The organism is Rhodoferax sp. AJA081-3 (assembly GCF_017798165.1).
In the GTDB taxonomy this organism is placed as follows: domain Bacteria; phylum Pseudomonadota; class Gammaproteobacteria; order Burkholderiales; family Burkholderiaceae_C; genus Allorhodoferax.
Window position 1 is genome coordinate 2764135 of record NZ_CP059068.1, and the last position, 22210, is coordinate 2786344.

Genomic DNA, 22210 nt, shown 5'->3' on the forward strand with positions numbered 1-22210 from the left:
GGATCAGTCTTTGCGGAAGGCGTCGTGGCAGGTTTTGCAGCTGCCACCTACGCCTGCCATTGTCGCCTTGATGTTGTCCAGATTTCCGGTCTTCGCTGCCGCGCTGAACTTAGCCATTTCGACCTGCATTTTGTTGGCGTAGTCGTTGAACTTGGCCTTGTCGGTCCAGACTTCGGGTTTGGCCCGGTTGTCACGGCCCTTGTCCGTGCCATCGCCAAACGCTACCCAGGGCAGTTTGCCGGTGAATTCTGCAACGGCGGCACTCTCGGCCGCCACTTTGGCGTCAAACGGCGCTTTGCCGGACGCCATGGCGGCGACGCGACTGAAGTTTTGCTGCATCACAAACAGCGCGCTTTGGCGGTATTTGATCGCGTCTTCAGGCTTGGCAAACTGGGCAGCTGCCGGAAACGCCATTGCGGTAACCGAGAGCGCGAGTGCGAGGGATGCAAGTTTCTTCATGGGTTGTGCCTAGAATAAATGGGGTTGACGGGAGGGGACCGAGATCAGAGTCTATGCGTGACGGCCGGTTTCGGCTATCGGTAGGGGCTAGGGTATTCACCCATGACAGGGTTTCCGCACGCCCGTCGGCGGGTGCTAAATTCGCCCTTTGCTCCGGTATCGGGCGGCGCCCGACCATACAACATGCACGAGGAGATACGCGGTGAACAAGGTGAGGGTTTGGGATCTGCCAACACGGGTTTTCCACTGGGGGCTGGTTCTGTGCCTGGTGGGGCTGGTTGTCACCGGAAAGATAGGCGGCGAGACTATGGCCTGGCATTTCCGCCTCGGTTATACGGTTTTGAGCCTGTTGCTGTTTCGCTTGGTGTGGGGTTTTATGGGAGGCCACTGGTCGCGGTTTAACGTGTTTGTTGTCGGACCCGGGGCCATTTGGCGCTACTTGCAGGTGCGTGATGCGTCGCCTTCGGCGGGCCACAACCCGCTGGGGGCTCTGTCCGTGCTGGCCTTGTTGGGGTTTGCTGTGTTGCAGGTGGCCACGGGACTGATCAGTGATGACGAAATTGCGACGTCCGGGCCCTTGGCCAAGATGGTCTCTGGCGCCTGGGTGGGCAAGGCCACGTATTACCACAATGCGATTGGCCAATATGTTTTGTATGCACTGGTGCTGCTGCACCTGGTGGCAATGGTTTTCTACCGTTTCAAGCGCAAGGTGAACCTGGTGCCTGCCATGTGGCACGGTGACCGTACGCTTGCCGACGCACATACCAGCGCTCGGGATGACGGCAAGTCCCGCCTTGTGGCCTTGGTCGTGTTCAGCGTATGTGCGGGTTTGGTCACGGGATTGGTGCAATGGGCAGGTTAAGGGAAAAAACGGCGCCAGCGCCGCTGGGTGGCGCTGAGATGCGGGTCCTGGTCCCTGCCTCGGCGTCCGAGCTGGATGCGGTCCGCAGCCTGTTTGTGGAGTACGCCAGCACGCTGAATGTGGATTTGTGTTTCCAGAATTTCAACGTGGAATTGGCAACCCTGCCCGGGGAATACGCCGCACCGCGTGGTGGCCTCTTGCTGGCCACGGTCGACGGCGAACTCGCCGGTTGCTGCGCCATGCGCCCGCTGGATGCGGTGGATTATCCCAATGCGTGTGAAATGAAACGCCTGTATGTTCGCCCGGCCTACCGCGGTTTGCGTCTGGGGCGCACCCTGGCGGAAACCATTCTGGAAACCGCGCGGGTGGCGGGTTATGACTGCATCCTGCTGGACACGCTCAATGACATGGAAGCTGCGCGTGCGCTGTACCAGGAACTGGGTTTTGAAGACATTCCACCCTACTACTACAACCCGATTGCAGGTGCCCACTACCTGAAAGCGGAGCTGTAGAAAAGAAAAGCCCCGGTCACGCCGGGGTAACCGGCGGCCAGGGCTCAGCAGGCGCTTGTGGAATTAGGCTTTGGCTTGTGCGAGCAAGGTGGCGGCGTCACTCACTTCAAACTTGCCAGGGCCTTCGATGTTCAGCGACGCCACTTTGCCGTCCTTGACCAGCATTGAATAACGGTTGCTGCGCAGGCCCATGCCCTTGCTCGTCAAGTCCAGTGTCAGGCCCGTTGCTTGTGCAAACGCGGCGCTGCCATCGGCCAGCATGCGCACTTTACCGGCGGTCTTCTGGTCACGCGCCCAGGCGCCCATGACAAAGGCGTCGTTGACGCTCAGGCACCAGATCTCGTCAACACCGGCAGCCTTGAAGGCAGCCTCATTCTCCACATAACCGGGCACGTGTTTGGCAGAGCAAGTGGGTGTAAAAGCCCCGGGCAACGCAAACAGCGCAATGGTCTTGCCGGCAGTGGCCTTGGCCACATCCACGGGGTTGGGGCCAATGCTGCAGCCTTCGCCTTCGACTTCTGAAAATTCCATCAGGGTGGTTGCGGGAAGGGTGTCGCCTACTTTGATCATGTCTGTACCTCTAGGTATTGTTGGTTGGGGTTGGGAATGGTTTGCACTAATGCAAACGGCCCACGATTGTGGGCCGTTTGAGGGTAGGCTGTCGGCCTAGAGGGCAAGCCCTTTAGACTTCGATGGCCTTTTGCACCAAGCGGGTCGCAACCCAGTTCTTGGTCTTGGAAATCGGACGGCTTTCCGTGATTTCAATCATGTCGCCCATGTGGTACTCACCCTTTTCGTCATGGGCGTGGTACTTGCTGGACTTGGCAACGATCTTGCCATACAGCTCGTGCTTGACACGGCGTTCGATCAGTACAGTGACTGTCTTCGAACGCTTGTCGCTGACCACCTTGCCAATCAAGGTGCGCTTGAGGGATTTTTTAGCTTCCGTCATTTATCGCTCCTTATTTGGCGGACTTGTCAGCGGCTTGCTTCTCGACAAGAATGGTCTTGGCGCGGGCAATGTCACGGCGCGCAGTGCGGATCGTGGCTGTGTTGGTGAGTTGTTGCGTGGCTTTTTGCATACGCAGGCCAAAGTGTGCTTTTTGCAGCGCTTTGACTTCCGTCTTCAGACCATCAACGTCTTTTTTGCGCAGTTCAGTAGTTTTCATATCAATTGCTCCTGATTACTGGCCAATCATGCGGGCCACGAAGGTGGTACGCAAAGGCAGTTTGGCAGCTGCCAAACGGAACGCTTCACGTGCCAGCTCTTCAGACACGCCGACGATTTCAAACACGATCTTACCGGGCTGGATTTCAGCCACGTAGTACTCGGGGTTACCTTTACCGTTACCCATACGCACTTCAGCAGGCTTTTGGGAAATTGGCTTGTCAGGGAACACACGAATCCAGATACGACCACCACGCTTCACGTGACGCGAAATGGCACGGCGTGCCGCTTCGATCTGGCGAGCTGTCAAACGGCCGCGATCCGTACATTTCAGACCGAAGTCACCGAAAGCGACCGAGCTGCCTCGTGTCGCGATGCCAGTGTTACGGCCCTTTTGCTCTTTGCGGTATTTCCGGCGAGCGGGTTGCAACATAGTTATTCTCCTTTACCGTCAGCTGCTGCAGCTGGCGCGGCGACTTTGCGAACGCGCTTAACGGTGGGTTTATCGGCGTCGGCACCGGAAGCCCCTACAGGCTTGTCGCTACCATCGGCGGGTGCCGCATTGCTGCCTTCGGGGCGACGGGCGCCACGGGGAGCAGGACGGTCAGAACCAGGGCGGGCACCGCCACGGTCATCGCGGCGTGGGCCACGTGGACGACGCTCTTCTTCAGCACGGGGCTCAACGGCGGCCGGCAGGTCGTTACGACCCAGCGTGTCACCCTTGTAGACCCAGACCTTCACGCCAATAATGCCGTAAGTGGTCTTGGCTTCGGAAGTACCGTAGTCAATGTCAGCGCGCAGTGTGTGGAGTGGCACGCGACCTTCGCGGTACCACTCGCAACGTGCGATTTCAATGCCGTTCAGACGACCGGACGACATGATCTTGATGCCCAGGGCACCCAGACGCATGGCGTTTTGCATGGCGCGCTTCATGGCACGGCGGAACATGATCCGCTTTTCCAATTGCTGCGTAATGCTGTCGGCGATCAGCTTGGCATCGATTTCAGGCTTGCGCACTTCTTCGATGTTCACTGCCACTGGCACGCCGAGCTGCTTGCCCAGGTCGCGCTTGAGGTTTTCGATGTCTTCGCCTTTCTTGCCGATCACCACACCCGGACGTGCCGAGAAAATGGTGATACGGGCGTTCTTGGCAGGACGCTCGATCAGGATGCGCGAAACTGAAGCATTCTTCAGCTTGGCCTTGAGGTATTCACGAACCTTGATGTCTTCGGCCAACATGCCGGCGAAATCACGGTTGCTGGCGTACCAGCGTGAAGACCAGTTGCGGCTAATCGACAAGCGAAAGCCGGTTGGGTGGATTTTTTGTCCCATATCTTCCTGGCCTCTTTCAGTTACCAACCGTCACGTACACATGGCACGTGGGTTTTCTGATTTGGTTGCCGCGGCCTTTGGCGCGGGCCGTGAAGCGACGCAGTGACGCGCCTTGTTCGACGTAGATGGTCTTAACCTTCAACTCGTCGATGTCGGCACCGTCATTGTGCTCAGCGTTGGCAATAGCGGACTCCAGAACCTTCTTGATGATCACGGCAGCTTTTTTCTGCGTGAATTGCAAGATGTTCAGGGCTTGGTCCACTTTCTTGCCGCGAATCAGATCCGCGACCAGACGGCCTTTGTCGACCGACAAACGGACGCCACGAAGGGTTGCACGTGTTTCCATGGTCAATCCTTATTTCTTCTGGACTTTTTTGTCCGCAGGATGACCCTTGAAAGTACGGGTCAGAGCGAACTCACCCAACTTGTGGCCAACCATTTGATCGGTGATATAGACAGGCACGTGCTGTTTGCCGTTGTGCACAGCAATGGTCAAGCCGATGAAATCGGGCAGGATCATGGAGCGACGCGACCAAGTCTTAATCGGCTTCTTGTCCTTGGTAGCAACAGCCTTTTCAGTCTTGGCTACCAGGTGGTGGTCCACAAAGGGACCCTTTTTGAGAGAACGAGTCATTTACCTACCCCTTACTTCTTGCGACGCGACACGATCATGACCTGCGTGCGCTTGTTGTTACGGGTACGGTAACCCTTGGTCAGATTACCCCAAGGATCGACTGCATGACGGCCTTCGCCAGTCTTGCCTTCGCCACCACCGTGTGGGTGGTCGACCGGGTTCATCACCACACCGCGAACGGTCGGGCGAATACCCATCCAGCGCTTGACACCGGCTTTACCCAGTTGGCGCAGGCTGTGCTCTTCGTTGGCGACTTGGCCAATGGTTGCACGGCAGTCGATGTGGACCTTACGGACTTCACCGGAGCGCATACGAACCTGGGCGTAAGTGCCTTCGCGGGCCAACAGGGTTGCAGATGTACCCGCAGAGCGGATGATCTGTGCGCCCTTGCCGACTTGCAATTCCACGCAATGGATGATGGAACCCACTGGAATATTGCGAATAGGCAGAGTGTTGCCAACGCGGATAGGCGCTTCGGAACCACTCATGATGGTGGCGCCGACTTCCAGACCACGGGGAGCAATGATGTACTTGCGCTCGCCGTCTGCGTAACACACCAGAGCGATGTGTGCGGAACGGTTAGGGTCGTACTCGATGCGCTCAACCTTGGCAGGAATTGCGTCCTTGTTGCGAACAAAATCCACCACACGGTAGTGGTGCTTGTGTCCGCCACCTTTGTGGCGAGTCGTAATATGGCCGTTGTTGTTACGACCGGCTTGCTGGAATTGTGGTTCCAGCAAGGCAGCGTGGGGCGCACCTTTGTGAAGGTGGTCACGCGAAATCTTCACCACGCCACGACGGCCTGGGGAAGTTGGTTTCATTTTGATAACAGCCATGATTACGCAGCCTCCCCGCCGAGGTTCAGCTCTTGACCTGGCTTGAGCATCACATAAGCTTTGCGAACGTTGTCGCGACGGCCTACGGACTTGCCAAAGCGCTTGGTCTTGCCTTTTGTGTTCACCACAGAAACGCCTTGCACTTCCACCTTGAACATCAATTCCACAGCGGCCTTGATTTCTGGCTTGGTAGCGTCTTGCAGCACCTTGAACGTCACAGCATTGGATTTTTCAGCAACCATGGTGGCCTTTTCAGACACGATGGGAGCAACCAGAACCTGCATCAAGCGACCTTCGTCGTACTTGACTTTCGACGTGTTGTTCATACGGGCGCTCATGCGAACATCTCCTTGAGTTTGTCCATGGCGGCCTTGGTCACCAACACCTTGCGGTAGTGAACCAGCGACAGTGGATCAGCGTAACGGGGCTCCACCACCAGGATGTTGACCAGATTGCGCGATGCCAGGTACAGGTTTTCGTCGACTTCGTCGGCGATCACCAGCACGGATTCCAGATTCATGGCCTTGAACTTTGCAGCCAAAGGCTTGGTCTTGGGAGAGTCAACCTTCAGCGAATCAACCACCGCCAGACGGCCTTCACGGGCCAATTGGGAGAGGATGGAAGCCATACCGGCGCGGTACATCTTCTTGTTGATCTTTTGCGCGAAGTTTTCGTCAGGCATATTTGGGAATATGCGGCCGCCTCCGCGCCACAGTGGCGAGGAAGTCATACCAGCACGGGCGCGGCCCGTTCCCTTTTGCTTGAACGGCTTCTTGGTCGAGTGCTTGACCTGCTCGCGGTCCTTCTGGGCGCGTGTGCCTTGACGGGCATTGGCCTGGAAAGCAACCACAACCTGGTGCACCAGATCTTCGTTGTATGCGCGGCCAAACACGGTCTCAGGGGCTTCGTATTTCGAAGTAGCCTGGCCTTGGTCGTTTAGGAGTTCGAGCTGCATCAGTTCGCTCCCTTCGCAGTTTCAGATTTCGCTTTGACAGCGGGACGCACGGTGACAAAACCGCCAGCCGATCCTGGGATAGCGCCCTTGATCAACAACAACTGACGGGCTTCGTCAATGCGGAATACGTCGAGGTTTTGCGTAGTGACCAAATCATCACCCAGATGACCCGTCATGCGCTTACCAGGGAACACGCGACCTGGATCCTGGGCCATACCAATGGAACCGGGAACGTTGTGCGAACGGCTGTTACCGTGCGACGCGCGTTGCGAGCTCATGTGGTGGCGCTTGATCGTACCGGCGTAACCCTTACCAATGGTCGTGCCTTGCACGTCCACCTTTTGACCGACGGCAAATACGTCAGCCACAGGCACAGTAGCGCCAGCAGCGTACTTGGCCGCTGCATCAGCGGTTACACGAAATTCTTGAATAATTTCACCGGCTTCCACGCCTGCTTTCGCAAGGTGACCAGCGGCAGGCTTGGTAACACGCGAAGCTTTGCGTGCACCGAACGTTACCTGCAAGGCAACGTAGCCATCATTCTCCTGGGTTTTCACCTGTGTCACTCGGTTGTTGGACACGTCTACCACCGTAACAGGAACAGCGTCCCCGTCATCGGTGAATAGGCGCATCATGCCAACCTTGCGACCCAGCAACCCTAAGCGATTGCTAAGACTCATTGTTTTCTCCGTAACTCCCACCGTTGCAACTTCAATTGGCTGCAACGCTTTACGTGGGAGACTGTTAATAAAACCCAATCGGGCACCCATGCATTACACACAGGCAAATCCAACCGAGCCTGCGAGTATAACTCGCATCTGGTTTTGACGCAAGTTCAGGCCGGAACCTGAGCTTGTGGGTCAATTACTGCAGCTTGATTTCGACATCCACGCCAGCTGGCAGATCGAGCTTCATCAGCGCGTCAACCGTCTTGTCTGTTGGATCAACGATGTCCATCAGACGCTGGTGTGTACGGATTTCAAACTGGTCACGACTGGCCTTGTTCACGTGGGGTGAACGCAGAATGTCGAAACGCTTCATGCGGGTTGGCAAAGGCACGGGGCCCTTGACAATCGCGCCGGTACGCTTGGCGGTATCCACAATTTCAGCGGCCGATTGGTCGATGAGCTTGTAATCAAACGCCTTCAGGCGGATACGGATTTTTTGCTTGGTAGCCATGATTGTTTCCTTGTGCCTTACGCAATGATCTTGGCAACCACACCCGCGCCCACGGTACGACCACCTTCGCGGATCGCGAAGCGCAGGCCTTCTTCCATGGCGATGGGGTTGATCAGCTTCACAGTGATCGACACGTTGTCACCAGGCATAACCATTTCCTTGCCTTCTGGCAACTCGATCGCACCGGTCACGTCCGTTGTACGGAAGTAGAACTGGGGGCGGTAGTTGTTGAAGAAAGGTGTGTGGCGGCCGCCTTCGTCCTTGGACAAGACATAGATCTCGCCGGTGAAGTGGGTGTGGGGCTTGATGGAGCCGGGCTTGCACAGCACTTGGCCGCGCTGCACGTCTTCACGCTTGGTGCCGCGCAACAGGATACCGACGTTGTCGCCAGCTTGACCTTGGTCCAGCAGCTTGCGGAACATTTCCACGCCAGTGCAGGTTGTCTTCTGGGTGTCAGCGATACCGACGATTTCGATTTCTTCGCCGACTTTGATGATGCCGCGCTCGATACGACCGGTCACGACGGTGCCGCGGCCAGAGATCGAGAACACGTCTTCCACGGGCATCAGGAATGCGCCGTCAACGGCACGCTCTGGCAAGGGGATGTAGGTGTCCAGGGCTTCTGCGAGCTTGAAGATGGCTTCTTCGCCCAAAGCACCCTTGTCGCCTTCCATGGCGAGCTTGGCGCTGCCGTGGATGATGGGGGTTGCATCGCCGGGGAAGTCATACTTGTCCAGCAGTTCGCGCACTTCCATTTCGACCAGTTCGAGCAACTCAGCGTCGTCGACCATGTCGCACTTGTTCAGGAACACGATGATGTAAGGCACACCGACCTGGCGGGCCAAAAGGATGTGCTCGCGGGTCTGGGGCATGGGGCCGTCAGCAGCGGAACACACCAGAATAGCGCCGTCCATCTGGGCCGCGCCAGTGATCATGTTCTTCACATAGTCGGCGTGTCCAGGGCAGTCCACGTGGGCGTAGTGGCGGTTAGCCGTTTCGTATTCCACGTGGGCGGTATTGATGGTGATACCACGCGCTTTTTCTTCAGGAGCTGCGTCGATCTGGTCATAGGCCTTGGCCTGACCGCCGAACTTGGCTGCCAACACGGTGGTGATGGCGGCTGTCAGCGTGGTCTTGCCGTGGTCAACGTGGCCAATGGTGCCCACATTGACGTGGGGCTTGGTACGTGTGAATTTTTCTTTACCCATTTTTCAATTCTCCAAAGAGCTAATCCCGTGTATTGGTTTTATGTCTGCACGGTGTTGCTGGATCACCCCGCACGGAAAACAGGGCGGCACACCGTCGCAGACAGGGAACTAATTACTTTGCGCGTGCAGCCATGATGGCTTCAGACACGTTACGCGGAGCTTCCGAGTAGTGCTTGAATTCCATCGTGTAGGACGCACGACCTTGCGACATCGAGCGCAGGGTTGTGGAGTAGCCAAACATTTCGGACAAGGGGACTTCGGCCTTGATGGCTTTGCCACCGCCGACCATGTCTTCCATGCCCTGGACCATACCGCGGCGTGAGGACAGATCGCCCATCACGTTGCCGGCGTAGTCTTCAGGTGTTTCCACTTCCACAGCCATCATAGGCTCCAGAATCACGGGGCCAGCCTTGCGGCAACCTTCCTTGAACCCGAAGATAGCGGCCATCTTGAACGCCAATTCGTTGGAGTCAACGTCGTGGTACGACCCGAAGTGCAAAGTCACCTTGACGTCGACAACGGGGTATCCAGCCAGCACACCTTGTGTGACGGCTTCGTGGATGCCCTTTTCCACCGCTGGAATGAACTCGCGTGGAACCACACCGCCCTTGATGGCGTCGACGAACTCGATGCCCTTGCCGGCTTCGTTGGGTTCGATCTTGAGCACAACGTGTCCGTACTGACCCTTACCACCGGACTGACGCACGAACTTGCCTTCGGCATCTTCGATGGTCTTGCGGATGGTTTCGCGGTAGGCAACTTGGGGCTTGCCCACGTTGGCGTCCACGCCGAATTCGCGCTTCATGCGGTCAACAATAATTTCCAAGTGCAACTCGCCCATACCGGCGATCAGGGTCTGACCAGACTCTTCGTCGGTCTTGACGCGGAACGAAGGATCTTCCTGGGCCAGACGCTGCAAAGCGATACCCATTTTTTCCTGGTCGGCTTTGGTCTTGGGTTCCACGGCCTGTGTAATCACGGGCTCAGGGAACACCATGCGCTCCAGCGTCAGGACAGCCGTTGGATCGCACAGTGTTTCACCGGTGGTGACGTCTTTCAGACCGATACAGGCCGCAATATCGCCAGCCACAATTTCGGTGACTTCTTCGCGCTTGTTGGCGTGCATTTGCACGATACGGCCGATACGCTCTTTTTTGCCACGGATCGGGTTGTATACGGTGTCGCCCTTTTGCAGAACGCCAGAGTAAACACGCACAAAGGTCAACTGACCCACAAATGGATCCGTCATCAGCTTGAATGCCAACGCGGAGAACTTCTCCGTGTCGCTGGCCTGGCGCACCACAGGAGCGTCGTCTTCGTCCATGCCGCCCACAGGCGGAATGTCCACTGGCGATGGCATGAATTCGATCACAGCGTCCAACATACGTTGCACGCCCTTGTTCTTGAAGGCGGAGCCGCAATACATGGGCTGGATTTCGCTGGCAATGGTGCGCTTGCGAATACCGAACTTGATTTCTTCTTCAGACAAATCACCTTCTTCAAGGTACTTGTTCATCAATTCTTCGTTAGCCTCGGCAGCAGCCTCAACCATCTTTTCGCGCCACTCTTTGGCCAACTCCACCAGCTCGGCGGGGATGTCCTTGTAGTCGAACAACATGCCTTGCGAAGCCTCATCCCAGATGATGGCTTTCATCTTGATCAGATCAACCACGCCGGTGAAGTGTTCTTCAGCGCCGATTGGGATCACCATGGGTACAGGGCTGGCCTTCAGGCGCAGCTTCATCTGGTCCACGACCTTGAAGAAGTTGGCACCGGTACGGTCCATCTTGTTCACAAAGGCCAAACGTGGCACCTTGTACTTGTTGGCCTGGCGCCAAACGGTTTCCGACTGGGGCTGCACGCCGCCCACAGCGCAGTAGACCATGCAAGCACCGTCCAGCACGCGCATAGAGCGCTCAACTTCAATCGTGAAGTCAACGTGTCCAGGGGTATCAATGATGTTGATACGGTGCTCGGGCAAGGACTTGTCCATACCCTTCCAGAAGCAAGTCGTAGCAGCCGATGTAATCGTGATACCGCGCTCTTGCTCTTGCTCCATCCAGTCCATGGTGGCAGCGCCGTCGTGCACTTCACCAATCTTGTGGTTCACGCCGGTATAAAAAAGTACGCGCTCGGTCGTCGTAGTCTTACCGGCGTCAATGTGAGCGGAGATACCGATATTGCGATAGCGCTCAATGGGGGTATGGCGAGCCATGATGGATCCTTGGTTGATCAAATTCAATGAACCACCAGCTGCACAGCGCAGCGTGGTGTGCGGCTTTCAAAGTGTGGGTGGCCAACATGACAGCGCCATTGCGCCGCCAGGACCAGCCCGGCACGTGAAAGCCGCGGGTGCCGCTCTTAGAAGCGGAAGTGCGAGAAAGCCTTGTTGGCTTCTGCCATGCGGTGAACTTCGTCACGCTTTTTCATGGCGCCGCCGCGGCCTTCGGTAGCCTCCAGCAGCTCATTGGCCAGGCGCTGGGCCATGGACTTCTCACCGCGCTTGCGAGCAGCTTCCTTGATCCAGCGCATGGACAAAGCCAAACGACGGACAGGGCGCACTTCAACAGGCACTTGGTAGTTTGCACCACCCACGCGGCGGGATTTCACTTCCACCATGGGCTTCACGTTGTTGATGGCAACCGTGAAAGCTTCGACGGGGTCTTTATCGGGGTGCTTCTTCTCGATCAGTTCCAGCGCGCCATAAATGATGCGCTCTGCAACTGCCTTCTTGCCGCCTTCCATGATCACGTTCATGAATTTGGACAGCTCTACATTGCCGAACTTAGGATCCGGCAGAATTTCACGTTTAGGGACTTCGCGACGACGTGGCATTTTTTCACCTCTTTGCTTCAGTTGGCGCCCTTACGGACACCGCGAGAGTTATTCAATAAGACTCTCACTTACTCGACCCAAACAGCGGGTCACTTCGTTTATTCACCGCGCCACGCAGTAAACAAACACCTTTTATTTTTCGAATCCAGGGTTTTAAGGCCTTGGGCTCAGGTCAATTTACTTAGCCTTTGGCTTCTTCGCGCCGTACTTGGAGCGAGACTGCTTGCGGTCTTTCACGCCTTGCAAATCGAGCGAGCCACGGACGATGTGGTAACGCACACCGGGCAAATCCTTGACACGACCGCCACGAACCAGCACCACGCTGTGTTCCTGCAGGTTGTGGCCTTCACCGCCGATGTAGGAGATAACCTCGAAACCGTTGGTCAAGCGCACTTTGGCAACTTTACGCAGAGCGGAGTTAGGTTTTTTAGGCGTAGTGGTGTACACACGGGTGCACACACCGCGACGCTGCGGAGAGTTCTGCATCGCAGGGCTCTTCGACTTGATGGTCTCGACCTCACGGCCTTGACGCACGAGTTGATTGATGGTTGGCATTTAAAAAACGTCCCTAAACGTTTGAAACTAATTGAAAACGTGAATCCCTTCGGAAATTCCGAAAAGCCTTCTACTGTATCAGCTTAGGGGTTTCCCCGCAAGTGTTTATCGGATCCAGAGGCGGATGGAATCCCAAGCCCGACCCAGAATGCCCGATTGCTCGACCGATTCCAGTGCCTGCAAGGGCACTTCTGCGACGACTTGCTCACCCGCCAGGATCTTCAACGTTCCCAGTTGCTGCCCCTTGGTGACGGGCGCGACCAGCGGATCGGTGCGCACCACCTGGGTCTTCAACTTGGCGCCGCTACCCTGAGGAACTGCCACCACAATCGCTTGTGGACGCCCCACCTTCACTGCAGGCTGAACCCCTTTCCAGATGTTTGCGCTCACTACCGCTTGGTCAGCATCGAACAATTTAACCGCTTCGTAGGCGGTGTAACCCCAGTTCAGCAGCTTTTGCGATTCGTTGGCCCGGGCGCTTTCGTTGGCCGTACCCAACACAATGGACAACAGGCGGCGACTGCCGGATGTGCCAGGTGTGCCGGCGGGCGCGCCCGGATTCGCCAGATTGGTGAAATCGCGGCGGGCCGTGGCCACCATGCAATAACCAGCCGCTTCGGTGTAGCCGGTTTTCAGGCCATCGACCGTGGGATCGCGGAACAGCAACAGGTTGCGGTTGCTGTCATTGGCCGCCGGTGTGCCCGGGTAGCGGTATTTCTTGATCGCGTAAAAGCCAACATAGTCCGGGAAGTCCGCCATCAAGCGGGTGGCCAGGATACTCAGGTCACGCGCGGTGGTGGTGTGGCCGGCTTCGGTCAGGCCCTCGGGATTCTTGTACCCGGTGGACTTCATGCCCAGCACTTTGGCCTGGTCATTCATCATCTGCACAAAACGTTCGGCGGAGCCGCCAACCCCCTCGGCGAGCGCCATGGTAGCGTCGTTGCCAGACTGGACAATCATGCCCTTGATCAGATCTTCAACTGGAACCTGCATCTTGGGGTCGATAAACATGCGAGAGCCAGGCATCTTCCAGGCCCGTTCGCTGACTGGCAAGGTCTGGCGCAGATCCAGTTTCTTGGTGCGCAGGGCGTCAAATACGAGATAGGCAGACATCAGTTTTGTCAACGAGGCGGGTTCCACCGGCATATCAATGTCTTTGGAGGCCAGGATCTGGTTAGCGGTGACATCCATCAACAGATAGGCACGGGCAGCGACTTCGGGTGGCTGCGGCGTTTGGGCAGCCGCGGAAAAGCTGAGCAGGGTGGCCACAAGGGCAGCGAAAAGTGATTTCATCGGAGTAGGTCTGGACACAGCCCGCAGAAGCGGCTGCAGCGTAGGGAAACAAGGTTGACGGAGAGACTATTACGCAGCGGTATGGGCCAGCAGGTGGCGCACGACCAGACTGCGCAACAGCGGCAATTGTCCATGAAAGAAGTGGGCGACACCGGGAATAACCGTAACCGGAAGGGACTGGGGCCGGGCCCAGTCCATCACCGAGGCCAGTGGCACCGTGTCGTCCTGCTCACCATGCAGCACCAGGGTACGGCCATGCAGCTCCGGCGCGATGGGTGCGACGGTGAAACGGCTGGCCGCCGTGCCGACCAACACCAGTTGCTGCGGGGCCTGTTGTGCACCCAGAGATTGGACGGCGTGGCTGGTGACAAACGCGCCGAAGGAAAAGCCTGCGAGCGCCAAAGGCTGGGTAGCGTCGCCTTGGGCGCCGTGGGCAATGACGGCCAACAAATCCTGCAGCTCGCCACGTCCTTCGTCGTAAACACCCTCTGTGGCACCTACGCCGCGGAAATTGAACCGCAGCGCACGCCAACCACAGTGCACGAACGCGCGGGCCAGAGTCTGGACGACCTTGTTGTCCATGGTGCCGCCAAACAGCGGATGCGGATGGGCGATGACCGCCACGCCACGCGGCGCGGCGCCGCCGGACAGGGTAGGCAGGTCTTCCAGCGCCTCGACCGCACCGGCGGGGCCTTGCACAACAAATCTTCGGGTTTGGATGTTCACAAAATGCTATCGATTTAGTAGCTACTTAACTATATTTAACGGGGGCTAGAGGGCGATTTCTCATACATCGACACCCCAGAGGACCCTATCGCCCCAGATGGGCAGGGGTGACCAGGCGCTCTACCACCTTGCCATTCTTCAGATGTGATTCGACGATTTCATCGATGTCGTGTTCGTCTACGTAGGAGTACCAGACACCTTCGGGGTAAACCACGGCCACTGGCCCGCCCGCGCAGCGGTCCAGGCAACCGGCTTTGTTGACGCGCACCTGGCCGGCACCGGCGAGACCCGCCGCACGAACCTGTTGTTTGCAGCGGTCAAAGCTCGCCTGCGCGTTGTGCTGGGCGCAACTGGCCTCTCCGTTGGTGCGCTCGTTGAGGCAGAAGAAGATGTGGTGTGCGTAATAGGGTTTTACGGGAGCGGTGGGTTCGGTCATAAGGCAGATTCTAATTTTTTACATCACGCCGCCAGATCAGCGACAACACATAGAACAGCGTGGCGTAGGGCCACAACCAGCCCAGCCATTGGGCCAAGCCATGGAAGCGGATAAACCGGCCCTGTTCCCAGGCGTGCAGCGTTTGGGCAAAGTAAGGGCTCTCGGGCGCCTGGTTGAGGAGACTCAGGTACACACCCAAAGACAACAGGAGCAAAGACGCACTGGCCCGCCACGGCACCAAGGCCAGGCCTATGGCCAACACCACGGCCAATACCATACCGAATTGCACCGGCATGCTCAGCCAGGCCCAAGCATGGATCGGTCCCCAACTCAGGGCTGCCGACAAAGCCGTCACGGCTACGCCCGCCCCGACCATCCCCAACACAAAGGCGGCGCGGCGCGAGCGGGAGCGAATCACACAGAAGGCCAACAGGCACGGAATCAACAGCCCCAGCGTCACACACACCATCTCGGCGCCGGGCACCAAGGGCTGCAGCTCGGTCTCGCGCACCGGCAGCCAATCCAGAAAAGGCGTGTCGACAAGCTGTTCGCCCAGGGTCTCTTCAACCCGCTCCAGCACCTGGCCCAGCCCAAAAGGTACGGCCGCCGGAAACAGCAGCGCCATGGGCCACAGCGCCAGCAACACAATGCCGCCCCGTGACTCGGGGCCAAACCAGCGGGCGCGGATCTGACTCCAGCGGTCTATCGCACCCAGACGGGCCAGCAACACCGCAACAATGGCGCCGACCGTAGCCCCCAGCGTGTTGAGCAACCAGTCCTCACGCGACGGAACCCGGGCCGACAGGTAGCTTTGTACTACCTCCATGCTCATCGACAGCAGGGAGGCTGTTGCAAGCGACACCCAAATGGCATGCCGAAAACGCCCCGTCCGCAACGCCCCCAGGGCCAGCAAACCACCGAGCGGTGCGTAACCCGCCACATTGACGGCCACGTCAAAACCCGTCCAGAACTTTGGCAGTGAAGCCGCCAGAAAGGCCCAGGGCGCAATGCCCTGGTCACGCCACTCGCCAAAGGGGTAGAGGCTGGCATACACAATCAGCCCCATATAGATGAGCGCCAGTGGCCAGGCCGCTGTCTTGTGCATGCGAGGCCTTTCTCAGAAGGGTTTAACCACTACCAAAATCACGGCGGCTAACAACAACAACACCGGCAATTCGTTAAACCAGCGAAACCAGACGTGGCCACGGGCCATGGCGCCGACCTCAAATTTCTTCAGGATGGCTGCACAAGCATGGTGGTAACCCACGGCCAGCACAACAACGACCAGCTTGGCATGCATCCATGCGTTACCCGGCCCCCGACCAATGCCGTAACCCAGCCACAACCACAAGCCCAAACCCAGGGCCGGCACCGCCAACAGGGTCGTGAAGCGCAACAACTTCCGTGCCATGAGCAACAGGCGTGCGCGTTCGGCGCCTGAGTCCGGCGCCACCATGGCCAGGTTCACAAAAATGCGTGGCAGGTAGAACAAACCAGCGAACCAGCTGGCGACGAAAACGATGTGGAAGGCTTTGACCCAGAGCATGGGCGAAGTGTAGTGCCCGAAAAAGTCCAGGCAAAAAAAACCCCAGCACGTGGGCTGGGGTGGTAAGCCTATTAGCTGTCACACATCAAGGCCCCGCTCAGGGAGGAAAAGCGGGAGGTAGCAAGCTACCCGGAACGGAATTTAGCAAAGTTACGGACCAAATGCAAGCCGCCCCCAAAAATTCCGAGGAATTTGCTGCGTTTGCGCGTCCCGCGCTCCGTAGGACACGTGCGGTAGGTGCGCAAAAAATAGCCGTACTTTTTTTGTTTGACAGTTGATCTAGCTCAACGTACATTCGTCTGCCTTTTGCATTTTCTTAACACTCAGATTAAAGGAGTTTCAGCATGGCTGATATTACGTACAAAGAGTTGTCAGATGCCATTACGGTCCAAGCCTTGAAAGATCCCAACTTCCGAAAAGAGCTGGTAGCCAACCCCACCGCGACTTTCGAAAAGTACTCTGGTCAGCCTGCTGGCACCAAGGTGTTTGTGCATGAAAATTCTGCAAGCGAAACACACTTCGTGCTGCCTCCTCCGGTCGCGCAAGGTGAGTTGAGCGACGATGATCTGGAAAAAGTCGCAGGCGGAGAGTTTTTTATTGGTGTTGCCATTGTTGGTGCCATCGCCACCTGCGCAGTCGGCGGAGCCACCATTGCCAATGACCAGACCAAGGCGCGCCACGGCTGGTAATACCTCCAACCGCAGTCTTCCTGGTCCCACGCTCCCCTACGGAGTCAGCGTGCGGTGACCCCAAAGGCAAGACCTACAGAACTGAACATCCAGATTGATTTGATCCGGGTGTTTTTTTTCACCCGAAAAACACCATGCACACTCTGGAAGTCCTCCGAGCGCTACCGGCCAGACTCCAATGGCTGGTCTTTTTCCGCCTGGATGCCATCGCTCGGTTCGCCGAACCGGATGTCATCAAACGCATGTTTTTTTTGCGCAGTGACACCGAGCTCTCACACTACTCCCATGTTGTATTGACCTCAGAAGGTCGTTACCTGTGCCAGGCCCATGGTGCCCATCTACACGCCGCGGGTGACGAAGCTACTCCGCTCAAACAGGAGCATGAACCGTCCATGTTGGACCGGTACACGGACCAACTCCGTGGCCTTCCACTGGAAGACGCAGACTGTATTGGCATAGGCCACAGCCCCGGGTCCCAGCCTGCGTTTTTGCACGTCACATTGGGAGCCACTGCTGGCGAAGCAATTGCCTTGCTGTGCCAAGAGCCAACCCAACGCCATTACGAATTGCTCCCGGTCATAGGAGTGGAGTATCTGGGTGGAGAAATGACGCCCGCTGGTTACACCGCCCGTTTTCGCAACCGCCTGGCCACGCACATCAAGGCCGGCATGTTGTCAGGTTTTACACGAACCGAGAACTGCAATCTGTTCTTTATAGAGCACGCCGAAATCAATGAATCTTTGGCGCAAGGGCTTCAAAGTGCGTTCAGTGACCGACTGGCCTCAGGTCGCCAGATCATCAAGTCCTTTTTGCACAAGCTGGCGGTCAAGGCGATGGCGAGCCCGCTGGCCATGACCTGCGTACCCCCATCACCTGACAACCCGTTCCCCTATGGTGACCTGGTGCCACTGGGCTTTCTGGCGCGGGGCATCAGGGCCATTACCCAATCCCAACCAGCGCCCGCACTGCTGCTGCAGGTGCATGAAGACCTTGCCATCAAAAAACTCGTCCGTTTTGTGAACGACGCCAAGTCGGACGGCCTGTGGGCTTTCCACCGGGGCCGGCTCGTCACGGCAACCGACTCTGCACTGGTTTTGCTGGGTGTATTGCAAACCGTGCCTTGTGAAGCCCTGGAGGCATTTGCAGACGGCCAGGGCGCCTACTTTCCGCAACTCTCGGCAGAAAACGACGTGTACGGCAAGATGGAATCCGACTTTTCCAACGCCCACTGGCGCCAAGCCGATTTCGCCACCACCTGCCTGATTCGCGGATTGCGCACCGAGAGCCAATTGCCCACCAAGACGCCCCCATCGGTAATCGCGGCAGGTTTCGACCGCCGCAGTGGCCTGTTCTTCGCCAACCCTTATCTTGTGGATTGGTGCACCGCGCTGGCCCTCAAGGACGATGCGGCGTTGGCACACTTGCGGGACCGGCTGTTGGAAGAAATCCTATCCAGCGCCAACCCGGACGGCTCATATGGTCAATATGACGTGGGGCTGTCAACTGGCCTGGCCATTTTGTGCATGGACTCAGTGGGATACCGTGGCCCGGCATTGCGTTTGGCCCAAATACGGCTGTTGAACCTATTGGATGCCGGCCCATGGCCCATCAGCACACCGTTTTATTCAACTTTTCTGCAACCGACCGATTCGACGCCCACAACCGAACACATCCGCTGCCAAGGCACGGTACATGCCCTCTCCCTGTACCGTGACGGATACCGAATCGTGTTCAGCGGCGTCACCGGTATGGCACTGGCCATCAACAGCGCAGTGGAAGGGGCCGACGGCCCTGTCGCGCGCGCAACGCCACACCCCCGCTACCGCTGCTCCGATTTGGCTGACTATGTTGCGCGCTTCGCGCTACCTCCTTACATCGCATCGCTGAATGGTGCTGCTCGGCCTGCCGCCCCAGTGCACTGAACGCACGATGCCATTGACAGAGGAACAAAGACGGACCCTTTTGGCACGCGCCAGTAACCTGCGCGAACGGTTGGGACGCGGATTGTCTGCGGCACCCACAACTACCGGGAACGCTCTTGCCAGCACACGGCGCGACCGATGGTGCCAGGCTAGTAGCAAAGGGGACGTTGCAGCCTTTGAAAATCTGCTGACACGCCGCAACATAGACCCGAAGAGCCTGGACCAACTTCTGTCGTCCCCACCGTGCACGGACGATACCGTTGCCTCCCATTGGACGGAGTCCATCGACGCCGTACTGGATGAAGCCGCACGCACCGATACAGAAACTCTGCTCCCGGACGCAGGTGGTCCTCCATTTGCAGACTTCTACACACCATTTTGTGCGGTGGCACGCCAGGGCTTGGCCTTGTCCCTTTCGGGCAGTACATACACATTGCCGGATACGGTCCACCGCACACTTACCAGCAGCTTGGCGCATTCCCTGCACTTCGTTTTTCAATCCGCACTGACCACAGAGCGCAGTGTTGAGCACATCACGCACGGCAGACCAACTGGCGACGACTCCGATGTCGAGAGGCATTTTTCGAAGGCGCTGCTGCAACCCCAGCGATTGGCCCGTTTCCTACTGGAATACAGCGTGGCAGCGCGGGCTGCCAGTACCTTGATGGAACGCTGGCAGCGCAACACCCTCGAATGGCTACAGCGCCTGACCACCGACACCGAGGCGATAGCGCGCTGCTTTCTGGCGGGGGCACCGCTCGGAGACCTCACCCACATCGAATGTGGCCTTTCCGATCCGCACCATGGGGGCAAGTCGGTGATGCGACTGCATTTCACGTCGGGGCTGCGCCTAATCTACAAACCCCGGTCTGTTTCACTGGATCTGGCCTACAACAATCTACTGGACTGGCTGGAACGGCAGGGCACACCCTACCCACTGCGTAAGCCGGTGTATCTCGCGCGGGCGGACTATGCCTGGGTTGAACAAATCGACCACACACCCTGCCATTCGCAGGAAGAACTCCTCCAGTTCTGCGCTGCAACCGGAGCACTGCTGTGCATCAGCTACTTGCTAGACGCAACCGATCTGCATGACAGCAACCTGATTGCAGCGCAAACATCACCAGTCCTCGTTGATCTGGAAACACTGTTGCAACCTCGCCTGGCCACGCCACAAACCAGTCAGAAACAAGATGCGCTGCGCAAAGCAGCCATGGTGGCCGATCACTCTGTCTTGCGAACGGGTCTTTTGCCCTCACTGAAAACCGGTGCCGATGGCAGCATCGCCGACGTAGGTTGTCTGGGCGGCCTGTTGGGTGCTCACTCTGCCGCATGGTACCGGCATGAGCGCACGGCATCACCGCTGTCTGATGCCATGCAGAGCGCAATGGACAGCGGCGCACTGGATCCAACGGTTCTGGTAGACAGGGTTGCCCAGGGGTTTGCGCAGACCTACGGTTTTGTGCTCGGCAAGCGCGACGCTTTGCTCGATGGTGAAGGACCGCTACGACACTTCAACAACCAAACTGTGCGATTTTTGTTACGCGACACAACGGTGTATATCAAGTTGCTTGCGTCCTCTTTCTCGGCGCATGCCCTGCGCGAAGGCATTGACCGCAGCATAGTCCTGGAGACCTTGTACCGAACGGTACAAACCCGGCCCGACTCCGACGCGTTGGCAGTGCTGGTTGAAGCAGAAATCGCAGCATTGGAAGCGCTGGATGTACCACTCATTCCCGCCACCACGCACAACACCACATTGCCGTCGTCACTCGGTGCATCAGGACCACGCCTTTTCGAGCAGTCGACCTTTCCAGTCATGCTGCAACGCCTGCGCAACTTCAGTGAGGCGGATCTCGCACGGCAGATGGAGTTTCTTCGCGGGGCCTTTGCTGCGCGGACGGCGAACACAGATCCAACCGTCCGGCCAGAACCATCTACTGGCATCCCAACCCAAACACCCCGAAGCGCTGACAACGGCTTAGCCATGGCCCGCGCCATTGCGGACGAATTGCAACAGAAGGCAATTGCTGGGGACGACGGAAGCGTCACCTGGATGGCACCCGTGCCTATTGCCGGCACGGGACGTTTCAGGTTTGACATGGTGCCGCTAAACCGGGAATTCGGCATCTTGGGCATCGCCTTTTTTTTGGCAGCATACAGTCACACAACAGGTGACAGCATCGCTGGTGCCTTGGCTAAACGCGCGATCCAGACCGCCGTTCAACGACTGGACATTCAGCGCAATTCACATGCCACGGGCATTGGCTCCGTGTTGTATGCCCTGCAGCGCATCGCTGTCTTTCTGAACGATCCAGCAATAGAGGCTGCTGCACACCGGTTGGTGCAAAGGCTGCCAGACGCAAAGGGGGCCTTATCGCAAGGACCGGGCAGTGTGTCGGACCACTCGGAACTCTGCCTGGGCTTGATGGCAATGGGAAAAACAGAGCTTGCCATTGCGGGGGGGCAACAACTCTTTGCACACTGGAGCAGCCTGGACCGCCAGGAACAGCGCCTGGCGGTGCTGACAGCCCCCAGCCTGGCACTAAGCTGGCACCGTCTAAACGCCGAAACCGATGCCGAGCATTTTCAACAAGCCTGCAGTGAAACATTGGGGACGCTGCGCAAGGCCTGTGAGCAAGATGCCACACAAACAGTCAACCTGCACTATGCCTTGCTGGGCTGCGCAAACCATGCGTCCGATCACCTGTTGGGTAACTGGCTATCCGACCCACTAGCACCAAGGCGCCCAGACGGGCAGCGCACCTCAGACAATCTTCAGCACGGTGCCTGCTCCGTCGCAGATCGATTGATCACGGCGTCTCGCAAGTTGAATCAGCCAAAACGCCAAGCCATCGCGCAGCGCATTCTGGGCGACATGGCGAACCACGCAAGTTCCATGGGTGGATACCAGACCATTGCCGGCATGCCAAGGGGTACGTTTTTTCCTGGCTTCAACCAGGGCCTGTCTGGCATTGGGTATACGCTGCTGCGAAACCAAGCAGACTCGACCCTGCCCTGCGTGCAATTGTGGGACTGAGGCATCTGGGTATATTCCATTCA

The 22210-nt window shown here is 57.7% G+C and carries 27 protein-coding genes; 5 read left to right on the forward strand and 22 right to left on the reverse strand.

Annotated elements, in window-relative coordinates; translation table 11 throughout:
• Positions 1-3: 3 nt before the first annotated feature.
• Positions 4-459, reverse strand: a complete 456-nt coding sequence (locus tag HZ993_RS13035) for a cytochrome c (protein ID WP_209393178.1) — start codon at positions 457-459, stop codon at positions 4-6.
• Positions 460-661: 202 nt separating this feature from the next.
• Here HZ993_RS13035 and HZ993_RS13040 point away from each other — a divergent pair, with 202 nt between their 5' ends.
• Together HZ993_RS13040 and HZ993_RS13045 are read left to right on the forward strand one after the other, a co-directional pair.
• On the forward strand, positions 662-1321 hold the full coding sequence (locus HZ993_RS13040; protein ID WP_209393179.1) for a cytochrome b/b6 domain-containing protein: 660 nt from the start codon (positions 662-664) through the stop codon (positions 1319-1321).
• A gap of 38 nt (positions 1322-1359) precedes the next feature.
• Positions 1360-1833: a GNAT family N-acetyltransferase gene (locus tag HZ993_RS13045; protein WP_209393180.1), complete on the forward strand. Its 474-nt coding sequence runs from the start codon at positions 1360-1362 to the stop codon at positions 1831-1833.
• Positions 1834-1896: 63 nt separating this feature from the next.
• Here the strand turns inward: HZ993_RS13045 and HZ993_RS13050 are convergent, their stop codons facing one another.
• From HZ993_RS13050 to HZ993_RS13150, 21 genes are all read right to left on the reverse strand, one after another.
• Positions 1897-2403, reverse strand: coding sequence for a peroxiredoxin (locus HZ993_RS13050; protein WP_209393181.1), 507 nt, complete (start codon positions 2401-2403; stop codon positions 1897-1899).
• Positions 2404-2515: 112 nt separating this feature from the next.
• Complete coding sequence (gene rpsQ, locus HZ993_RS13055; RefSeq protein WP_209393182.1) at positions 2516-2785, reverse strand: 30S ribosomal protein S17; 270 nt, start codon at positions 2783-2785, stop codon at positions 2516-2518.
• 10 nt (positions 2786-2795) lie between these two features.
• A complete protein-coding gene (rpmC, locus tag HZ993_RS13060) occupies positions 2796-3002 on the reverse strand; it encodes a 50S ribosomal protein L29 (protein ID WP_209393183.1) in 207 nt (68 codons plus the stop codon).
• Positions 3003-3017: 15 nt separating this feature from the next.
• Positions 3018-3434: a 50S ribosomal protein L16 gene (rplP, locus tag HZ993_RS13065; RefSeq protein WP_209393184.1), complete on the reverse strand. Its 417-nt coding sequence runs from the start codon at positions 3432-3434 to the stop codon at positions 3018-3020.
• Between the two features lie 2 nt (positions 3435-3436).
• Positions 3437-4333: a 30S ribosomal protein S3 gene (gene rpsC, locus HZ993_RS13070; protein WP_209393185.1), complete on the reverse strand. Its 897-nt coding sequence runs from the start codon at positions 4331-4333 to the stop codon at positions 3437-3439.
• Positions 4334-4349: 16 nt separating this feature from the next.
• Entirely contained in the window at positions 4350-4679 is a 330-nt protein-coding gene (rplV, locus tag HZ993_RS13075; RefSeq protein WP_075585605.1) for a 50S ribosomal protein L22, read from the reverse strand.
• A gap of 9 nt (positions 4680-4688) precedes the next feature.
• Positions 4689-4967 (reverse strand): 30S ribosomal protein S19, encoded by a 279-nt coding sequence (rpsS, locus tag HZ993_RS13080; RefSeq protein ID WP_094476242.1) that lies wholly within the window; start codon positions 4965-4967, stop codon positions 4689-4691.
• Between the two features lie 11 nt (positions 4968-4978).
• Positions 4979-5803, reverse strand: coding sequence for a 50S ribosomal protein L2 (rplB, locus tag HZ993_RS13085; protein WP_209393186.1), 825 nt, complete (start codon positions 5801-5803; stop codon positions 4979-4981).
• A 2-nt stretch (positions 5804-5805) separates the two neighbouring features.
• Complete coding sequence (rplW, locus tag HZ993_RS13090) at positions 5806-6129, reverse strand: 50S ribosomal protein L23 (protein WP_094476423.1); 324 nt, start codon at positions 6127-6129, stop codon at positions 5806-5808.
• 8 nt (positions 6130-6137) lie between these two features.
• The gene (gene rplD / locus HZ993_RS13095; protein ID WP_209393187.1) at positions 6138-6758 is read right to left on the reverse strand and encodes a 50S ribosomal protein L4; all 621 of its coding nucleotides are present in this window, start codon (positions 6756-6758) and stop codon (positions 6138-6140) included.
• Positions 6758-7438 carry a 50S ribosomal protein L3 gene (rplC, locus tag HZ993_RS13100; protein WP_209393188.1) on the reverse strand — a complete coding sequence of 227 codons (681 nt, stop codon included), beginning with the start codon at positions 7436-7438 and terminating at the stop codon, positions 6758-6760. The genes rplD and rplC overlap by 1 nt, the downstream gene beginning before the upstream one ends.
• A 184-nt stretch (positions 7439-7622) precedes the next feature.
• A complete protein-coding gene (gene rpsJ / locus HZ993_RS13105) occupies positions 7623-7937 on the reverse strand; it encodes a 30S ribosomal protein S10 (RefSeq protein WP_029708110.1) in 315 nt (104 codons plus the stop codon).
• A gap of 17 nt (positions 7938-7954) precedes the next feature.
• Positions 7955-9145 carry an elongation factor Tu gene (gene tuf, locus HZ993_RS13110; protein ID WP_209393189.1) on the reverse strand — a complete coding sequence of 397 codons (1191 nt, stop codon included), beginning with the start codon at positions 9143-9145 and terminating at the stop codon, positions 7955-7957.
• Between the two features lie 112 nt (positions 9146-9257).
• Complete coding sequence (gene fusA, locus HZ993_RS13115) at positions 9258-11360, reverse strand: elongation factor G (RefSeq protein ID WP_209393190.1); 2103 nt, start codon at positions 11358-11360, stop codon at positions 9258-9260.
• A 146-nt stretch (positions 11361-11506) separates the two neighbouring features.
• The gene (rpsG, locus tag HZ993_RS13120; RefSeq protein WP_209393191.1) at positions 11507-11980 is read right to left on the reverse strand and encodes a 30S ribosomal protein S7; all 474 of its coding nucleotides are present in this window, start codon (positions 11978-11980) and stop codon (positions 11507-11509) included.
• Between the two features lie 177 nt (positions 11981-12157).
• Positions 12158-12535 carry a 30S ribosomal protein S12 gene (gene rpsL / locus HZ993_RS13125; protein WP_011466063.1) on the reverse strand — a complete coding sequence of 126 codons (378 nt, stop codon included), beginning with the start codon at positions 12533-12535 and terminating at the stop codon, positions 12158-12160.
• Positions 12536-12640: 105 nt separating this feature from the next.
• On the reverse strand, positions 12641-13828 hold the full coding sequence (locus HZ993_RS13130; protein ID WP_209393192.1) for a D-alanyl-D-alanine carboxypeptidase family protein: 1188 nt from the start codon (positions 13826-13828) through the stop codon (positions 12641-12643).
• 69 nt (positions 13829-13897) lie between these two features.
• Positions 13898-14554 carry an alpha/beta hydrolase gene (locus HZ993_RS13135; protein WP_209393193.1) on the reverse strand — a complete coding sequence of 219 codons (657 nt, stop codon included), beginning with the start codon at positions 14552-14554 and terminating at the stop codon, positions 13898-13900.
• A gap of 85 nt (positions 14555-14639) precedes the next feature.
• A complete protein-coding gene (locus tag HZ993_RS13140) occupies positions 14640-14990 on the reverse strand; it encodes a ferredoxin (RefSeq protein ID WP_209393194.1) in 351 nt (116 codons plus the stop codon).
• A 10-nt stretch (positions 14991-15000) separates the two neighbouring features.
• Positions 15001-16095: a VanZ family protein gene (locus HZ993_RS13145; RefSeq protein ID WP_209393195.1), complete on the reverse strand. Its 1095-nt coding sequence runs from the start codon at positions 16093-16095 to the stop codon at positions 15001-15003.
• Between the two features lie 12 nt (positions 16096-16107).
• Complete coding sequence (locus HZ993_RS13150; protein WP_209393196.1) at positions 16108-16536, reverse strand: CopD family protein; 429 nt, start codon at positions 16534-16536, stop codon at positions 16108-16110.
• Positions 16537-16880: 344 nt separating this feature from the next.
• Between HZ993_RS13150 and HZ993_RS13155 the strand changes: the two genes are divergently transcribed.
• The 3 genes from HZ993_RS13155 (at position 16881) to lanM (ending at position 22187) form a co-directional block, all read left to right on the forward strand.
• Positions 16881-17225 carry an NHLP leader peptide family RiPP precursor gene (locus HZ993_RS13155; RefSeq protein WP_209393197.1) on the forward strand — a complete coding sequence of 115 codons (345 nt, stop codon included), beginning with the start codon at positions 16881-16883 and terminating at the stop codon, positions 17223-17225.
• Between the two features lie 134 nt (positions 17226-17359).
• Positions 17360-19147 carry a hypothetical protein gene (locus tag HZ993_RS13160; protein ID WP_209393198.1) on the forward strand — a complete coding sequence of 596 codons (1788 nt, stop codon included), beginning with the start codon at positions 17360-17362 and terminating at the stop codon, positions 19145-19147.
• A complete protein-coding gene (lanM, locus tag HZ993_RS13165; RefSeq protein WP_209393199.1) occupies positions 19113-22187 on the forward strand; it encodes a type 2 lanthipeptide synthetase LanM in 3075 nt (1024 codons plus the stop codon). The genes HZ993_RS13160 and lanM overlap by 35 nt, the downstream gene beginning before the upstream one ends.
• The last annotated feature ends 23 nt before the right edge of the window (positions 22188-22210 follow it).

Coding starts and splice junctions, on each gene's coding strand:
- rpsQ (WP_209393182.1), bottom strand. CDS start 2,785: ATGACGGAAGCTAAAAAATCCCTCAAGCGCACCTTGATTGGCAAGGTG.
- HZ993_RS13130 (WP_209393192.1), bottom strand. CDS start 13,828: ATGAAATCACTTTTCGCTGCCCTTGTGGCCACCCTGCTCAGCTTTTCC.
- HZ993_RS13150 (WP_209393196.1), bottom strand. CDS start 16,536: ATGCTCTGGGTCAAAGCCTTCCACATCGTTTTCGTCGCCAGCTGGTTC.
- rpsJ (WP_029708110.1), bottom strand. CDS start 7,937: ATGGCTACCAAGCAAAAAATCCGTATCCGCCTGAAGGCGTTTGATTAC.
- rplV (WP_075585605.1), bottom strand. CDS start 4,679: ATGGAAACACGTGCAACCCTTCGTGGCGTCCGTTTGTCGGTCGACAAA.
- rpmC (WP_209393183.1), bottom strand. CDS start 3,002: ATGAAAACTACTGAACTGCGCAAAAAAGACGTTGATGGTCTGAAGACG.
- rpsC (WP_209393185.1), bottom strand. CDS start 4,333: ATGGGACAAAAAATCCACCCAACCGGCTTTCGCTTGTCGATTAGCCGC.
- HZ993_RS13140 (WP_209393194.1), bottom strand. CDS start 14,990: ATGACCGAACCCACCGCTCCCGTAAAACCCTATTACGCACACCACATC.
- HZ993_RS13160 (WP_209393198.1), top strand. CDS start 17,360: ATGCACACTCTGGAAGTCCTCCGAGCGCTACCGGCCAGACTCCAATGG.
- lanM (WP_209393199.1), top strand. CDS start 19,113: ATGGTGCTGCTCGGCCTGCCGCCCCAGTGCACTGAACGCACGATGCCA.
- fusA (WP_209393190.1), bottom strand. CDS start 11,360: ATGGCTCGCCATACCCCCATTGAGCGCTATCGCAATATCGGTATCTCC.
- rplC (WP_209393188.1), bottom strand. CDS start 7,438: ATGAGTCTTAGCAATCGCTTAGGGTTGCTGGGTCGCAAGGTTGGCATG.
- rplW (WP_094476423.1), bottom strand. CDS start 6,129: ATGAACAACACGTCGAAAGTCAAGTACGACGAAGGTCGCTTGATGCAG.
- rplB (WP_209393186.1), bottom strand. CDS start 5,803: ATGGCTGTTATCAAAATGAAACCAACTTCCCCAGGCCGTCGTGGCGTG.
- tuf (WP_209393189.1), bottom strand. CDS start 9,145: ATGGGTAAAGAAAAATTCACACGTACCAAGCCCCACGTCAATGTGGGC.
- HZ993_RS13155 (WP_209393197.1), top strand. CDS start 16,881: ATGGCTGATATTACGTACAAAGAGTTGTCAGATGCCATTACGGTCCAA.
- rpsL (WP_011466063.1), bottom strand. CDS start 12,535: ATGCCAACCATCAATCAACTCGTGCGTCAAGGCCGTGAGGTCGAGACC.
- HZ993_RS13050 (WP_209393181.1), bottom strand. CDS start 2,403: ATGATCAAAGTAGGCGACACCCTTCCCGCAACCACCCTGATGGAATTT.
- rpsG (WP_209393191.1), bottom strand. CDS start 11,980: ATGCCACGTCGTCGCGAAGTCCCTAAACGTGAAATTCTGCCGGATCCT.
- rplD (WP_209393187.1), bottom strand. CDS start 6,758: ATGCAGCTCGAACTCCTAAACGACCAAGGCCAGGCTACTTCGAAATAC.
- HZ993_RS13145 (WP_209393195.1), bottom strand. CDS start 16,095: ATGCACAAGACAGCGGCCTGGCCACTGGCGCTCATCTATATGGGGCTG.
- rplP (WP_209393184.1), bottom strand. CDS start 3,434: ATGTTGCAACCCGCTCGCCGGAAATACCGCAAAGAGCAAAAGGGCCGT.
- rpsS (WP_094476242.1), bottom strand. CDS start 4,967: ATGACTCGTTCTCTCAAAAAGGGTCCCTTTGTGGACCACCACCTGGTA.
- HZ993_RS13035 (WP_209393178.1), bottom strand. CDS start 459: ATGAAGAAACTTGCATCCCTCGCACTCGCGCTCTCGGTTACCGCAATG.
- HZ993_RS13045 (WP_209393180.1), top strand. CDS start 1,360: ATGCGGGTCCTGGTCCCTGCCTCGGCGTCCGAGCTGGATGCGGTCCGC.